Below are 14,304 nucleotides of genomic sequence, written 5' to 3'. Positions count from 1 at the left end.
TGATACACTTCGGGAAGTATTGTTTGTGGAGCAGGTAAAACCGATGGCAGATGAATCACAGCAGGAAACCACCCATTTTGGCTTTCAGACGGTCGCCAAAAGCGAAAAAGCTGACAAAGTCGCGGACGTGTTTCACTCCGTAGCGGCAAAATATGACCTGATGAACGATTTGATGTCGTTTGGCGTCCATCGTATCTGGAAGCGTTTTACCATTGACAGCAGCGGCGTACGTCGCGGTCAGCGCGTGTTAGATCTGGCTGGCGGTACCGGCGATCTGACCGCTAAATTCTCTCGCCTGGTGGGCGAAACCGGTCAGGTTGTCCTGGCCGATATCAACAGCTCCATGCTGAAGATGGGCCGCGAGAAGCTGCGCAATCAGGGCGTGGTTGGCAACGTGAGTTACGTGCAGGCCAACGCAGAAGCTCTGCCTTTCCCCGATAACTATTTCGACTGCATCACCATCTCCTTTGGTCTGCGCAACGTCACGGAAAAAGAGAAGGCGCTGGCCTCGATGTTCCGCGTCCTTAAGCCGGGCGGACGTCTGCTGGTGCTGGAGTTCTCTAAGCCGGTGCTGGATCCGCTGAGCAAAGCGTATGACGCTTACTCGTTCCACATTCTGCCGCGCATCGGACAGCTGGTGGCGCAGGATGCAGAGAGCTATCGCTATCTGGCCGAGTCGATCCGCATGCATCCCGATCAGGAGACCCTGAAAGCGATGATGAACGATGTTGGTTTTGAAAATACCACTTACTCCAATATGACCGGCGGCATTGTCGCGCTGCATCGTGGATTTAAGTTCTGAGTGAGATGGTAATGAACCTGACGCCCTTGATTACCGCGGGCCTGGAAACGGCGCTGAACCGTATTCTCTATCGCGATCGTGGCCTGAAACCGGCACGGCAACGTCTGAATGGCAAAGTGCTGACGCTGCGCCTGAATGAGTTCTCTCATCCGCTGGTGCTGGTCTTCAGTGAACAGCAGCTGGACGTGTTAGCGGACTGGCAGGATCGCAGTGACTGCACGGTGATCACTTCGCTGAAAACCCTGCCGAAACTGCGCGATCGCCAGCAGCTGACGCCGCTGATCCGCAGCGGTGAGCTGCAGGTTGAAGGCGACCTGCAGGTGGTGCAGCAGTTCTCCGCGCTGATGGATCTGGCTGAGCTGGATCCGGCCGAATATCTGGCTCCCTGGGTGGGCGATATCGCCGCACAGGGCATCAGTCAGCGCACTCAACAGGCATTACGCTTTTTCAAAGGTGAAGTGCAGCGTCGCCAGGATTATCTCGGACAGGCCATTACCGAAGAGTGGCGTGTTGCGCCTGGCTCGCTGGAATTAGCCTGGTTTTCTGAGGAGGTCGACGCGATGGAACGTTCGCTTGAGGCGCTTGATGCGCGTCTGGCGCAGCTGGAGGCAAAATGAGTTTTGGAGAGATCCGCCGCTTATATCTGATCATGAAGGTGTTTCTGACCTATGGCCTTGATGAACTGATTCCTCAGACACGCCTCACTTTTCTGTTTCGCCTGTGGCGTCGCTCTGTTTTCTGGATCCCTAATCTGCATCAGCATGAACCCATCGGCGCACGTATGCGTATGGCGATGGAGCAGCTGGGTCCGGTCTGGATCAAGTTTGGCCAGATGCTGTCGACCCGTCGCGATCTCTTCCCGCCGCTGATCGCCGATCAACTGGCGATCCTGCAGGATCGCGTAGCGCCCTTCGATGGTGTCAAAGCTAAAGCGCAGATTGAAGCCTCAATGGGCGCGCCGATTGAAACCTGGTTTGATGATTTTGATATCAAGCCACTGGCGTCGGCATCCATCGCGCAGGTGCACACCGCCACGCTGAAATCGACCGGCAAGAAAGTGGTGATCAAAGTGATCCGCCCCGATATTTTGCCGGTGATCAAAGCGGACATGAAGCTGATCTATCGCCTGGCCCGCTGGGTTCCGCGTCTGCTGCCGGATGGCCGCCGTCTGCGTCCAGTCGAGGTGGTGCGCGATTATGAGAAAACCCTGCTTGATGAGCTGAACCTGTTACGTGAAGCGGCCAACGCCATTCAGCTGCGCCGGAATTTTGAAGACAGCCGCATGCTCTATGTACCGGAAGTCTATTCCGACTACTGCAGCGAAACCATGATGGTGATGGAGCGCATCTACGGCATTCCGATTTCAGACGTTGCCACCCTGGAGCGTCATGGCGTGAACATGAAGTTGCTGGCTGAACGTGGCGTGCAGGTCTTCTTCACCCAGGTGTTCCGCGACAGCTTCTTCCATGCGGATATGCATCCGGGCAACATCTTTGTCAGCTACGAACATCCGGAAGATCCGCAATATATCGGCATTGACTGCGGTATCGTAGGTTCGCTGAACAAAGAAGATAAGCGTTATCTGGCGGAAAACTTTATCGCCTTCTTCAACCGTGACTACCGTAAGGTCGCGGAATTGCACGTTGACTCAGGCTGGGTGCCGCCCGATACCAACGTTGAAGATTTCGAGTTTGCGATTCGTACGGTCTGTGAGCCTATTTTTGAAAAGCCACTGGCTGAGATCTCCTTCGGGCATGTGCTGCTGAACCTGTTTAACACGGCACGCCGCTTCAATATGGAAGTGCAGCCGCAGCTGGTCCTGCTGCAAAAAACGCTGCTCTATGTGGAAGGCATCGGCCGTCAGCTTTATCCGCAGCTCGACCTGTGGAAGACAGCCAAACCGTTCCTGGAAGAGTGGATCAAGGATCAGGTCGGTTTGCCCGCCATTATCCGTGCGGTGAAAGAGAAAGCGCCATTCTGGGCTGAGAAGCTTCCCGAGTTGCCAGAACTGTTTTACGACAGCATGCGCCAGCACAAACTTTTACGGCATAGCGTCGATAAATTAGTGGGCGATATGAACGCGCAGCGCGTCCGTCATCATCAGGCGCGTTACCTGTTTGGCGTCGGTGCAACGTTGCTGTTAAGCGGAACGGCTGTGCTGCTCACCCGACCGGATTGGGACTTCTTCCCGGCGGTGTTGATGGCGGCGGGAATCGTCTCCTGGTTAATCGGCTGGCGTAAGACAAACTGATTGTCACGTCCGTCTAAAAAAAGGTAATGTCGCTGGCTCAGGCCCGGTTGAAAAGGGCACTCTGTGGTGCATTACCTCATCGTTTTCACAGAATATTAGAGGCTATCTCATGGGCGGTATCAGTATCTGGCAATTGTTAATCATTGCCGTCATTGTTGTACTTCTGTTCGGTACCAATAAATTGCGTAATCTGGGTTCAGATTTAGGTTCTTCGATTCGTGGCTTCAAAAAAGCCATGAGTGATGAGGACGATAAAAAGGATCAACCGAAAGAGCAGGACGCTGACTTCGCGGCCAAAACGCTGGCTGACAAACAGCACACTTCGGCTACCAAAGAAGATGCCAAGAACGACAAGCAGGTGTAAACCGTGTTCGATATTGGTTTTAGTGAACTGGTATTGGTGTTCGTTATCGGGCTGATTGTACTCGGCCCGCAACGTTTACCGGTTGCGGTGAAAACCGTAGTCGGCTGGATCAGGGCGATTCGTTCGCTGGCAGCCAATGTACAACATGAACTGGCGCAGGAGCTCAAACTGCAGGAGCTTCAGGATAGCCTGAAAAAGGTGGAAGAAGCGAGCCGTGGCACGCTCTCACCTGAGCTGAAAGAGTCAATGGAAGAGCTGCGTAAAACTGCGGATTCAATGAAACGCTCGGTCAGTCAGAGCATCGACATTGAAAAAGAGGAAGACGAGGCAAACACCATTCATTCGGCCCAGCACAGGCCCGCGCCTCAGCCCGCTTCTGAAACGGGGCAGGCTTCTGAATCCGGCCAGGCTGAGCCTTCGGCAACGCCGGCGACCGCAGAACATCAGGCCAGCGCGCCGGCACAGGCCCCCGCTCCGGTTTCAGACTCTGTCACGGCTGTGAAACCTTCTGCTGCCTCTGCCGCAGTCACTACTGCGCCAGCACCGGCTCAGCCAGCGGTTTCATCCGCCTCGGCAGGTCACTCTTCCGCAACACCCGCCGCTGTGGCCAGTGCACCAGCACAGGCACCCGCCGCTGATGTTGCCAGACCGGCAGATTCTGCGCGTACTTCCGCACCCTCCTCTTCTGCAAGTGATGAACGATAATGGCCGTTGAAGATACCCAACCGCTCATCAGTCATCTGATTGAGCTGCGTAAGCGACTACTGAACTGCATCATCGCCGTACTGGGGATTTTCCTGGTGCTGGTGTACTTCGCGAATGACATCTACCAGCTGGTCGCGGCTCCGCTGATCAGCCAGATGCCGGTCGGCTCCAGCATGATCGCGACCGATGTGGCCTCACCGTTTTTCACTCCCATTAAGCTGACTATTATTGTGTCGGTGTTTCTTGCGGTGCCGGTGATCCTCTATCAGGTCTGGGCTTTCGTCGCCCCAGCGCTTTACCGGCACGAGCGCAGACTGGTTATGCCGCTGCTCTTTTCCAGCACCTTCCTGTTCTACTTCGGCGTGGCGTTTGCCTATTTCGTGGTCTTCCCGCTGGCATTTGGTTTCTTCACCAAGACCGCACCGATCGGCGTCACCGTCGCAACGGATATCTCTAAATACCTCGATTTTGTCATGACGCTGTTTATGGCATTTGGTGTGGCGTTTGAAGTGCCGGTAGCGATTGTGTTGCTGTGCTGGACCGGGATCACCAGCCCGGAAGATCTGAAGAAGAAACGTCCCTATATTCTGGTCGGCGCCTTCGTTGTCGGGATGCTGCTCACACCGCCGGATGTTTTTTCCCAAACTTTGCTCGCTATTCCGATGTACTGCCTGTTTGAAGTCGGCGTATTCTTTTCCCGTTACTATGTGGGTAAAGGCCGCCGGGCACAGGATGAAGACGAGAACAGCGACTCCTGATACTGACAGCGTTACCCGCACAGGCGGGAAGCGATCAAGCCAAACCGCCCGGATGGGCGGTTTTTGTTTATAAACAGTGGGAAAAATTATGTTTGATATCGGTGTAAACCTGACCAGCACGCAATTCGCCTCCGATCGGCAAAAGGTGGTTAAACGCGCGCGTGATGCGGGCGTCACCGGGATGCTTATTACCGGCACTAACGCGCTGGAGAGCCAGCAGGCTCAGCGACTGGCTGAAGCGCAACCTGATTTCTGCTGGTCTACTGCGGGCGTTCACCCTCACCATGCCAGCGAATGGTCCACGGAAATTGCCAGCACCCTGCGCCGCCTGGCTGAAAAACCGGAAGTGGTGGCTATCGGTGAGTGCGGACTCGATTTCAACCGCAATCTGTCAGCGCATGAGCAGCAGGAGTATGCCTTTGACGCGCAGCTGGCTCTGGCGGCGGAACTCAATATGCCGGTGTTTCTTCACTGTCGTGAAGCCCATGCGCGTTTCGCGGCGGTGCTTGCACCCTGGCTGCCAAAACTGCCTGGCGCGGTGATCCACTGCTTTACCGGCACGCGTGATGAACTGGAAGCCTGTCTGGCAATGGGATTATCGGTGGGGATTACGGGCTGGGTATGCGATGAGCGTCGTGGTCTGGAACTGCGCGAGCTGCTGCCTCTGATTCCCGCCGATCGTCTGCTGCTGGAAACCGATGCGCCTTATCTGCTGCCGCGCGACATGCGCCCGCGCCCGACCTCGCGCCGGAACGAGCCCTGCTTTTTACCGCATATTGTGAATCAGGTGGCGACATGGCGGGGCGAGAATGCTGAGGAACTGGCGGTCCGCATCGATCAGAATGCGCGGACATTGTTCAGACTGGCTTAAAGCTTGCGGAACTGCTTGTTATCCACGCTGCGCATCACCTGCTTGTTCAGCAGATTAAGCAACAGAATCGAGCGCGTTTCACCATCCGGTTCGGCAAAGATGGCGCGCAGCCCTTCAAAGGTCCCTTCGGTGATGACCACTTCATCGCCGCTTTGTGGGGTCTCAGGATCAAGCAGGATTTGCGGGACATCGGTCTCCAGCGCTTCAATCACGGCCGATGGCACGGTCGCGGGCGTGGTGCCGAAGCGCACAAAGTGACTGACACCGCGCGTGCTGCTGATGGTCGTGGTGTGAATTGCTTCCGGATCGAATTCGATAAACAGATAATTTGGAAACAGTGGCTCACTCACCGTGGTGCGTTTTCCGCGCACGATTTTTTCCAGAGCGATCATTGGACTAAGGCAATTCACTTCCTGCCGCTCCAGATGCTCCTTCGCGCGCAATAGCTGTCCACGTTTGCAATAGAGTAAGTACCAGGATTCCATAACTGCTCCCATTGAATGGACGCTAAGAATAGCAAACCTGCTGACAGAGTTATAGCGCAGGGGCAGGGTAAAGCGTCCCGCAGCGAAAATAAACTGAGAATTTTCTTAACATACCGGCGGGCAGCAGAACAGGTGGCAGGAAACAGAGGTCAGCTTATGAGGCCGCCATATAAACCTCAGCATATCCGCTTAATCAGACCTATAATGGCCGATTCACTCTGGCCGGAAAGCTAAAGCCGCATGAAATATCACGATTTAAGAGACTTTCTCGCGCTGCTCGAACAGCGCGGTGAGCTAAAGCGCATTACCCAGTCGATCGATCCTGACCTGGAAATGACCGAAATTGCCGACCGCACCCTGCGTGCCGGTGGCCCCGCCTTGCTGTTCGAAAACCCGAAAGGGTACGACATGCCGGTCCTGTGCAATCTGTTCGGCACGCCAAAGCGCGTGGCAATGGGCATGGGCCAGGAGGAGGTCAGCGCACTGCGTGAAGTGGGTAAACTGCTGGCCTTCCTGAAAGAGCCGGAGCCGCCAAAAGGCTTCCGCGATCTGTTCGATAAGATGCCGCAGTTTAAGCAGGTCCTGAACATGCCGACCAAACGCCTGCGCAATGCACCCTGTCAGGAAGAAGTGTTCAGCGGTGATGAAGTCGATCTGACGCGCATCCCGGTGATGAAGTGCTGGCCGGGCGATGCGGCACCACTGATTACCTGGGGACTGACCGTGACGCGCGGCCCGCACAAAGAGCGGCAGAATCTCGGTATCTACCGGCAGCAGGTGATCGGCAAAAATCGTCTGATTATGCGCTGGCTGTCGCATCGTGGCGGCGCGCTTGATTATCTGGAGTGGACGAAAGCGCATCCGGGTGAGCGTTTTCCGGTCTCAGTGGCGCTGGGTGCCGATCCCGCCACCATCCTCGGTGCCGTTACGCCGGTGCCGGATACGCTGTCAGAATATGCATTCGCCGGCTTGCTGCGCGGCAATAAAACCGAAGTGGTGAAATGCCTCTCGAACGATCTCGAAGTGCCGGCCAGTGCGGAAATCGTGCTGGAAGGGTATATCGAAGCGGGCGATATGGCGCCGGAAGGACCTTACGGCGACCACACCGGCTACTACAATGAAGTAGATAGCTTCCCGGTGTTTACCGTTACGCATATTACGCAGCGTCACAAGCCTATCTATCACTCCACCTACACCGGCCGTCCGCCGGATGAACCTGCGGTGCTGGGTGTGGCGCTGAATGAAGTACTGGTGCCGATTCTGGTGAAGCAGTTCCCGGAGATCGTAGACTTCTATCTGCCGCCTGAAGGTTGCTCCTACCGCCTGGCGGTTGTGACGATTAAAAAGCAGTACGCAGGGCATGCCAAACGTGTCATGTTTGGCGTCTGGTCGTTTTTGCGGCAGTTCATGTACACCAAATTTGTTATTGTGTGTGACGATGACGTTAATGCGCGTGACTGGAACGACGTGATCTGGGCGATCACCACGCGTATGGATCCGGCCCGCGATACGGTATTAGTAGAAAATACCCCGATCGATTATCTCGATTTCGCCTCGCCTGTTTCCGGGCTGGGATCGAAGATGGGGATGGATGCGACCAATAAGTGGCCCGGTGAAACGCAGCGCGAATGGGGTACACCCATCGTTAAAGATCCTGCGGTCACCGCGCGCATTGATGCTATCTGGGATGAGCTAGGTATTTTTGATCAGCCGCCACAGCGTTGATGGCGAGCACAACCATAAAGACGACCCGACAGAGGGAACGCATGACAACGTTAAGCTGTAAAGTAACTTCAGTTGAGGCGATTACCGACACGGTCTATCGCGTTCGCCTGATCCCTGAAGCGGAATTCAGTTTTCGCGCGGGACAGTATCTGATGGTAGTGATGGATGAGCGCGACAAGCGTCCGTTCTCGCTGGCCTCAACGCCGATGGAAAAAGATATCATTGAGCTGCATATCGGGGCGTCCGATCTCAACCTCTATGCTATGGCTGTGATGGATCGCATCCGTAACGATCGCCAGATCACGGTTGATATGCCGCACGGCGATGCCTGGCTGCGTGAAGAGAGCACCAAACCGCTGATCCTGATTGCAGGCGGCACCGGTTTCTCCTATGCCCGTTCAATTCTGCTTACCGCGCTGGCGGAACAGCCCGATCGCGATATCGCCATTTACTGGGGCGGACGTGAACTCAAGCATCTGTACGATATGGACGAGCTGGATGCGCTGGCGGTGAAGCACCCGAACCTGAAGGTGATCCCGGTGGTCGAGCAGCCCGAAGCGGGCTGGCAGGGCCGTTCAGGCACGGTTCTGACGGCTGTGATGCAGGACTTCAGCACGCTGAGCGAGCATGAGATCTACATCGCCGGACGTTTTGAGATGGCGAAGATTGCCCGCGATCGGTTCTGTGCCGAGCGTGGCGCCGTAGAGTCACAGATGTATGGCGATGCCTTTGCCTTTATCTGATGGCCGATAGCGGCCTGTAGCAGACAGAAAAAACCCGCCGGTTAACGGCGGGTAAATCTGACAAAGTAAGACTCAACGTATTACACACGCTCGAATACGGTCGCGATCCCCTGACCCAGTCCAATGCACATCGTGGCGAGGCCAAAACGGGCATCGCGTCGTTCCATAATGTTCAGCAGCGTAGTGCTGATGCGCGCACCGGAGCAGCCCAGCGGATGGCCTAACGCAATCGCGCCGCCATTCAGATTGACCTTTTCATCCATCCGCTCCAGCAAACCTAAGTCCTTGATGCAGGGCAGCGTCTGCGCGGCAAAGGCTTCGTTCAGCTCAAACACGTCGATATCACTGACGCTCAGTCCCGCGCGTTTTAACGCCAGTTTGCTGGCCGGAACCGGTCCATATCCCATGATCGACGGATCGCAGCCGACCACCGCCATGCTGCGAATGCGGGCGCGTGGCGTCAGCCCCAGTTCGCGGGCGCGTGATTCACTCATAATCAGCATGGCGGCCGCGCCATCTGACAACGCGGATGACGTTCCCGCCGTGACGGTGCCATTCACCGGATCGAAGGCGGGTTTCAGTGCCGCCAGCCCTTCGGCGCTGGTCTCCTCGCGGATCACCTCGTCGAAATCATAGCGTTTGAGAATGCCGTCGCTGTCGTGACCATAGGTGGCGACAATCTCTGTGGCGAAATCGCCACGCTGGGTGGCCTGCCATGCGCGCTGGTGCGAACGCAGGGCAAACGCATCCTGCTGCTCACGGCTGATATGATGCATACGCGCCAGCATCTCGGCAGTTAAGCCCATCATGCCTGCGGCTTTGGCGACGGTGCGGCCCAGGCCGGGATGAAAGTCCACGCCGTGATTCATGGGCACGTGCCCCATATGCTCGACGCCCCCAATCAGGCAGCACTGTGCATCGCCGACCATAATGGCGCGGGCCGCATCGTGCAGCGCCTGCATGGAGGAACCACACAGCCGGTTGACGGTCGTGGCTGGTACGGAGTGCGGGATTTCAGCCAGCAGCGCGGCGTTACGCGCGATATTAAATCCCTGTTCCAGCGTCTGCTGTACGCAGCCCCAGACGATATCATCGAGCGAGGCCGGATTTACCGCCGGGTTACGGCTCAGCATTTCGCGCATCAGGTGCGCAGAGAGATCTTCAGCGCGCACGTTCCGAAAGGCTCCGCCTTTTGAGCGTCCCATTGGCGTGCGTACCGCATCAACAATCACCACATTTTCCATCTTCTTGCCCTCAGGCGCTTTTCAGCGCGGCTTCATCAATCGGTTTGGCAACGGGATACCAGCTTTCATGCTGATGGGCTTTCTGCACCAGCAGCGTCGGCAGGGCATACAGGCCGCCGAGCGCGCTGTAGCGCCGGGCCTGATCGACCACATTGCTGTTACCCAGGGTATCGAGATAGCGGAAGGCACCACCACGGAACGGCGGGAAGCCGAGGCCGTAAACCAGCGCCATATCCGCTTCTGCCGGTGAGGCGATAATCTTCTCTTCCAGGCAGCGCACCACTTCATTCAGCATCGGCAGCATCATGCGGTTCAGGATCTCTTCATCGCTGAAGACCCGCGCGGGCTGACAGACCTGTTGCAGCAGCGTATCCACCTCAGGATCCGGCACTTTCTTCAGCTTGCCCTTTTTATCCTCTTCCCAGCGCCAGAAGCCTTTGCCATTTTTCTGACCAAACCGACCGGCATCAAACAGCAGGTCGATCGCATCACGGTAGTCATGTTTCATGCGATCCGGGAACCCATCCGCCATCACGCTTTGCGCGTGGTGTGCGGTATCGATGCCCACCACATCCAGCAGCCATGAGGGACCCATCGGCCAGCCGAACTGTTTTTCCATCACTTTATCGATCTGACGGAAATCAGCGCCGTCGCGCAGCAGCAGGCTGAAAGCGGCGAAGTAGGGGAACAGCACCCGGTTCACAAAAAAGCCGGGACAGTCATTCACCACGATAGGGGTTTTGCCCATTTTGCTGGCCCAGGCCACGACTTTACTCAGGGTCGCTTCACTGGTTTTCTCGCCACGCACCACTTCAACCAGCGGCATACGCGGCACCGGATTGAAGAAGTGCATGCCACAGAAGTTTTCCGGACGCTGCAGCGCCTGCGCCAGCTGGCTGATGGGAATGGTCGAGGTATTGGAGGCCAGAATCGCATCTTCACGCAGATGCTGTTCGGTTTCAGCCAGCACTTTGGCCTTGATCAGCGGGTTCTCGACCACTGCTTCCACCACCACATCGGCCTGGTCAAAACCGGCGTAATCGAGCGTGGGCTGGATAGTGGCGATGACACTGGCGAGTTTACTGCCGTCGATTTTGCCGCGCTCCAGCAGCTTATTAAGGAGCTTGCTGGCTTCGTTCATCCCCAGGGTTAACGCCTGCGGGTTAATGTCTTTCATTCTGACCGGCACGCCTTTCCAGGCAGACTGGTAGCTGATACCGCCACCCATGATGCCCGCGCCCAGTACGGCTGCCTGAGCCGGTGCGCCGCTCTCGCTGCCGCGCTTTTTCGCCAGACTCTTAACGTACTGATCGTTGAGGAAGATGCCGACCAGGGCGCGAGCTTCATCAGACTGCGCCAGCGGCACAAACGCCGCGGTTTCAAGTTTCAGCGCATCATCACGGCCAAGACTGGCTGCGGCTTCAATAGTTTTTACTGCCATCAGCGGGGCGGGATAGTGTTTGCCTGCGGTCTGCAGCACCATCGCTTTCGCAATCGTGAAGCTCATCGCCGCTTCAATCGGACTGAGCTTCAGTGGTGCCAGTTTCGGTGCCCGGCGCGCGCGCCAGCTGCCATCAGTAGCGGCGGCTTTGAGCATCGTGATCCCCGCCTCGCGCAGTTTCTCGCGAGAGACCACCGCATCGACCAGGCCGAGTTTCAGGGCGGCATTGCCATCGACATCTTTGCCCGCCGCAATAATTTCCAGCGCACTGTCGGCGCCCAGCAGACGCGGCAGTCGCACGCTGCCGCCAAAGCCGGGCATGATGCCGAGTTTTGTTTCCGGCAGGCCAATACGGGCGTCCGCAGTGGCGATACGCAGATCGGTTGCCAGCACGCATTCACATCCGCCGCCCAGCGCATAGCCGTCAATGGCGGCCAGAGTTGGCACCGGCAAATCTTCAAGGCGATTGAAGATGCTGTTGGCGTAGCTCAGCCATTGACTCAGCTTTTCGGCAGGTGCATTAAACAGGGAAAGGAACTCGGTGATATCGGCACCGACAATAAAAGCCGGTTTAGCGGAGCTCAGCAGCAGGCCACGCAGTTCTGGCTGCTGTTCCAGCACCGCCATCGCCTCGCCCAGACTGGCGACAGTTTGCGTATCGAGCTTGTTGACCGAGCCGGTAGCGTCAAAAACCAGCTCGGCGATGCCATCGTCCAGCCAGTGAAGAGTAAGGTTAGCGCCTTGGTAGAGCATGTGCGTCTCCTGAAACCGCGAAAGGTGATCTGGTCATACCAGATGATCGTGAGTGTGGGAGCGATGTTAATTATTTGCAAATTGCTCTTTGCTTATTTGCTAACAAGATCACAGCTCCGCCGACTTCGGCATCTGCGCAAGGGGTATGCTAAACTTGCGGCCATTTCGCGACACTGGAGAGACGTCAATGGATTCACTGAAGACCTTGTATCACGCGCACATCGCCACGTTGCAGCAACGGGCGCAGCAGGTGCTGGCACGCAACAAACTGGATGCGATGTTGATTCATTCCGGTGAGTTGTTGACGGTGTTTCTGGATGACCACACCTATCCGTTTAAGGTGAATCCGCAGTTCAAAGCCTGGGTGCCGGTAACGCAGGTGCCTAACTGCTGGCTGTGGATTGATGGGGTGAACAAACCGAAACTGTGGTTCTACTCTCCGGTGGATTACTGGCATAACGTTGAACCGCTGCCGGATAGCTTCTGGACCGGGGATGTCGAGGTTATCGGCCTGAAAAACGCGGATGAGATTGCGCAACTGCTGCCTGCACAGCGTGATAACGTCGCCTATATTGGCCCGGTCAACGCGCGTGCGGCTCAGCTCGGTATCGCCTCCGGCAATATCAATCCCAAAGCGGTAATCGACTTCCTGCATTTCCATCGCAGCATCAAAACAGATTATGAACTTGCCTGTATGCGGCAGGCGCAGAAGCTGGCGGTGGCCGGTCATCGCGCAGCGAAAGAGGCGTTCTCGGCAGGCTTAAGTGAGTTCGATATCAATCAGGCCTATCTGACTGCGACCGGTCATCGCGACACCGATGTGCCTTACGGCAATATCATTGCGCTGAATGAACACGCTGCGGTGCTGCACTACACCCGGCTGGATCATCAGCCACCGGCGAAGCGCCACAGCTTTTTGATTGATGCGGGCGCTGAATATCTTGGCTATGCCGCCGATCTGACCCGCAGCTATGCGGCGCAGAGCAGTTCGCTCTACGCCAGAATGGTTGAGGCGATGAACGCGGAAGAGCTGGCGCTGATCGCGACACTGAAAGCGGGTGTACGCTACACCGATTATCATCTTCAGATGCACCAGCGCATTGCGAAGATGCTGCTGAAGTTTGAGCTGGTGCAGGGAATCAGCGAAGAAGCGCTGGTGGCTGAAGATCTGACCGGTCCGTTTATGCCGCATGGCCTGGGGCATCCGCTGGGTCTGCAGGTGCATGACGTGGCCGGTTTTATGCAGGATGATCAGGGCACGCATCTCGCCGCGCCCGCGCAATATCCTTATCTTCGCTGCACCCGCGTACTGCAACCGGGCATGGTATTAACCATCGAGCCGGGCTTCTATATTATTGACTCTTTACTGGCACCGCTGCGTGCTGGCCGTTTCAGTCAGCACTTTAACTGGCAGGCCATCGATGCGCTTCGGCCTTATGGCGGAATTCGTATCGAAGATAACGTGGTGATCCATGCGCATCGCGTTGAGAACATGACCCGCGATCTGCATCTGGCCTGATGGAAGCCTTTGATATTCCCGCTGTGCCCGTGAGCAGCAGTGAGGAGACGATCAAAAAGAGTCGCTTCATTACGCTGCTGGCGCACACCGAGGGGGCAGAGGCGGCGCGCGCCTTTGTTCAGCAGGTTAAAAGCGAGCATCCCGCTGCCCGGCATCACTGCTGGGCATGGGTCGCGGGCGCGCCGAATGATTCTCAACAGCTCGGCTTCTCTGATGATGGTGAACCTTCGGGTACGGCAGGGAAACCGATGCTGGCGCAGCTTATGGGCGCGGATATTGGCGAGATTACCGCCGTGGTGGTGCGTTATTACGGCGGCATTATGCTGGGGACCGGGGGCTTAGTGAAAGCCTATGGCGGTGGCGTTCAGCAGGGGCTTAAGCTGCTGCCACGGCAGCGTAAAGTGCCGATGAAGCTGTTCACGTTGCAATGCGACTATCCACAGCTCAGTGATGTTGAACGGCTGGTACAGCGTTTTGACGGTAAGGTGACCGACAGCCAGTTTCAGGATCGCATTGCGCTGACGCTGGCTGTACCTTACGGACAAATCGATGGATTCAAAAAAAATCTGTCAGACTTTAGTCGGGGCGCATTATCGCTGATCCCGCTCACACCCTGATGTTCATCTCTATTATTTAAAGGAAC

At 56.5% G+C, this 14,304-nt stretch carries 14 protein-coding genes; 11 read left to right on the top strand and 3 right to left on the bottom strand.

Annotation, left to right across the window (positions count from 1 at the left end; all coding sequences use genetic code 11):
- Positions 1-43 precede the first annotated feature (43 nt).
- From ubiE to tatD, 7 genes are all read left to right on the top strand, one after another.
- Positions 44-802, top strand: a complete 759-nt coding sequence (gene ubiE, locus PU624_RS21615; RefSeq protein ID WP_008926452.1) for a bifunctional demethylmenaquinone methyltransferase/2-methoxy-6-polyprenyl-1,4-benzoquinol methylase UbiE — start codon at positions 44-46, stop codon at positions 800-802.
- A gap of 11 nt (positions 803-813) precedes the next feature.
- On the top strand, positions 814-1,419 hold the full coding sequence (gene ubiJ / locus PU624_RS21610; protein WP_283546572.1) for a ubiquinone biosynthesis protein UbiJ: 606 nt from the start codon (positions 814-816) through the stop codon (positions 1,417-1,419).
- A complete protein-coding gene (gene ubiB, locus PU624_RS21605; RefSeq protein WP_283546571.1) occupies positions 1,416-3,053 on the top strand; it encodes a ubiquinone biosynthesis regulatory protein kinase UbiB in 1,638 nt (545 codons plus the stop codon). The genes ubiJ and ubiB overlap by 4 nt, the downstream gene beginning before the upstream one ends.
- A 109-nt stretch (positions 3,054-3,162) precedes the next feature.
- A complete protein-coding gene (tatA, locus tag PU624_RS21600; RefSeq protein WP_283546570.1) occupies positions 3,163-3,417 on the top strand; it encodes a Sec-independent protein translocase subunit TatA in 255 nt (84 codons plus the stop codon).
- 3 nt (positions 3,418-3,420) lie between these two features.
- A complete protein-coding gene (gene tatB, locus PU624_RS21595; RefSeq protein WP_283546569.1) occupies positions 3,421-4,122 on the top strand; it encodes a Sec-independent protein translocase protein TatB in 702 nt (233 codons plus the stop codon).
- On the top strand, positions 4,122-4,880 hold the full coding sequence (tatC, locus tag PU624_RS21590) for a Sec-independent protein translocase subunit TatC (RefSeq protein ID WP_283546568.1): 759 nt from the start codon (positions 4,122-4,124) through the stop codon (positions 4,878-4,880). Before tatB ends, tatC begins: the two co-directional genes overlap by 1 nt.
- Positions 4,881-4,968: 88 nt before the next feature.
- Positions 4,969-5,751 carry a 3'-5' ssDNA/RNA exonuclease TatD gene (gene tatD / locus PU624_RS21585; protein WP_283546567.1) on the top strand — a complete coding sequence of 261 codons (783 nt, stop codon included), beginning with the start codon at positions 4,969-4,971 and terminating at the stop codon, positions 5,749-5,751.
- Here the strand turns inward: tatD and rfaH are convergent.
- Positions 5,748-6,236, bottom strand: a complete 489-nt coding sequence (rfaH, locus tag PU624_RS21580; protein ID WP_090966337.1) for a transcription/translation regulatory transformer protein RfaH — start codon at positions 6,234-6,236, stop codon at positions 5,748-5,750. The two genes, tatD and rfaH, sit on opposite strands and share 4 nt — an antisense overlap.
- A gap of 240 nt (positions 6,237-6,476) precedes the next feature.
- Here rfaH and ubiD point away from each other — a divergent pair, with 240 nt between their 5' ends.
- Positions 6,477-7,961: a 4-hydroxy-3-polyprenylbenzoate decarboxylase gene (ubiD, locus tag PU624_RS21575; RefSeq protein ID WP_283546566.1), complete on the top strand. Its 1,485-nt coding sequence runs from the start codon at positions 6,477-6,479 to the stop codon at positions 7,959-7,961.
- A 41-nt stretch (positions 7,962-8,002) separates the two neighbouring features.
- Entirely contained in the window at positions 8,003-8,704 is a 702-nt protein-coding gene (fre, locus tag PU624_RS21570) for an NAD(P)H-flavin reductase (RefSeq protein ID WP_283546565.1), read from the top strand.
- An 80-nt stretch (positions 8,705-8,784) separates the two neighbouring features.
- Here fre and fadA read toward each other — a convergent pair whose 3' ends face one another.
- Both fadA and fadB read right to left on the bottom strand, forming a co-directional pair.
- Entirely contained in the window at positions 8,785-9,948 is a 1,164-nt protein-coding gene (gene fadA / locus PU624_RS21565) for an acetyl-CoA C-acyltransferase FadA (protein ID WP_283546564.1), read from the bottom strand.
- A 10-nt stretch (positions 9,949-9,958) separates the two neighbouring features.
- Positions 9,959-12,142, bottom strand: coding sequence for a fatty acid oxidation complex subunit alpha FadB (gene fadB / locus PU624_RS21560; protein WP_283546563.1), 2,184 nt, complete (start codon positions 12,140-12,142; stop codon positions 9,959-9,961).
- Positions 12,143-12,329: 187 nt separating this feature from the next.
- On the opposite strand from fadB, the gene pepQ reads away from it, so the two are divergent.
- Positions 12,330-13,661, top strand: coding sequence for a Xaa-Pro dipeptidase (gene pepQ, locus PU624_RS21555; RefSeq protein WP_283546562.1), 1,332 nt, complete (start codon positions 12,330-12,332; stop codon positions 13,659-13,661).
- Positions 13,661-14,278 carry an IMPACT family protein gene (locus PU624_RS21550; protein WP_283546561.1) on the top strand — a complete coding sequence of 206 codons (618 nt, stop codon included), beginning with the start codon at positions 13,661-13,663 and terminating at the stop codon, positions 14,276-14,278. Before pepQ ends, PU624_RS21550 begins: the two co-directional genes overlap by 1 nt.
- Positions 14,279-14,304: the final 26 nt, after the last annotated feature.

Source organism: Pantoea sp. Lij88 (assembly GCF_030062155.1).
Lineage (GTDB): Bacteria > Pseudomonadota > Gammaproteobacteria > Enterobacterales > Enterobacteriaceae > Pantoea.
Note: the sequence above shows the minus strand (reverse complement) of the source record. Positions and strands in the feature narration are given on the sequence as shown.

Coding starts and splice junctions, on each gene's coding strand:
- ubiE (WP_008926452.1), top strand. CDS start 44: ATGGCAGATGAATCACAGCAGGAAACCACCCATTTTGGCTTTCAGACG.
- tatA (WP_283546570.1), top strand. CDS start 3,163: ATGGGCGGTATCAGTATCTGGCAATTGTTAATCATTGCCGTCATTGTT.
- fadB (WP_283546563.1), bottom strand. CDS start 12,142: ATGCTCTACCAAGGCGCTAACCTTACTCTTCACTGGCTGGACGATGGC.
- tatD (WP_283546567.1), top strand. CDS start 4,969: ATGTTTGATATCGGTGTAAACCTGACCAGCACGCAATTCGCCTCCGAT.
- rfaH (WP_090966337.1), bottom strand. CDS start 6,236: ATGGAATCCTGGTACTTACTCTATTGCAAACGTGGACAGCTATTGCGC.
- PU624_RS21550 (WP_283546561.1), top strand. CDS start 13,661: ATGGAAGCCTTTGATATTCCCGCTGTGCCCGTGAGCAGCAGTGAGGAG.
- ubiJ (WP_283546572.1), top strand. CDS start 814: ATGAACCTGACGCCCTTGATTACCGCGGGCCTGGAAACGGCGCTGAAC.
- ubiB (WP_283546571.1), top strand. CDS start 1,416: ATGAGTTTTGGAGAGATCCGCCGCTTATATCTGATCATGAAGGTGTTT.
- ubiD (WP_283546566.1), top strand. CDS start 6,477: ATGAAATATCACGATTTAAGAGACTTTCTCGCGCTGCTCGAACAGCGC.
- fre (WP_283546565.1), top strand. CDS start 8,003: ATGACAACGTTAAGCTGTAAAGTAACTTCAGTTGAGGCGATTACCGAC.
- pepQ (WP_283546562.1), top strand. CDS start 12,330: ATGGATTCACTGAAGACCTTGTATCACGCGCACATCGCCACGTTGCAG.
- fadA (WP_283546564.1), bottom strand. CDS start 9,948: ATGGAAAATGTGGTGATTGTTGATGCGGTACGCACGCCAATGGGACGC.
- tatC (WP_283546568.1), top strand. CDS start 4,122: ATGGCCGTTGAAGATACCCAACCGCTCATCAGTCATCTGATTGAGCTG.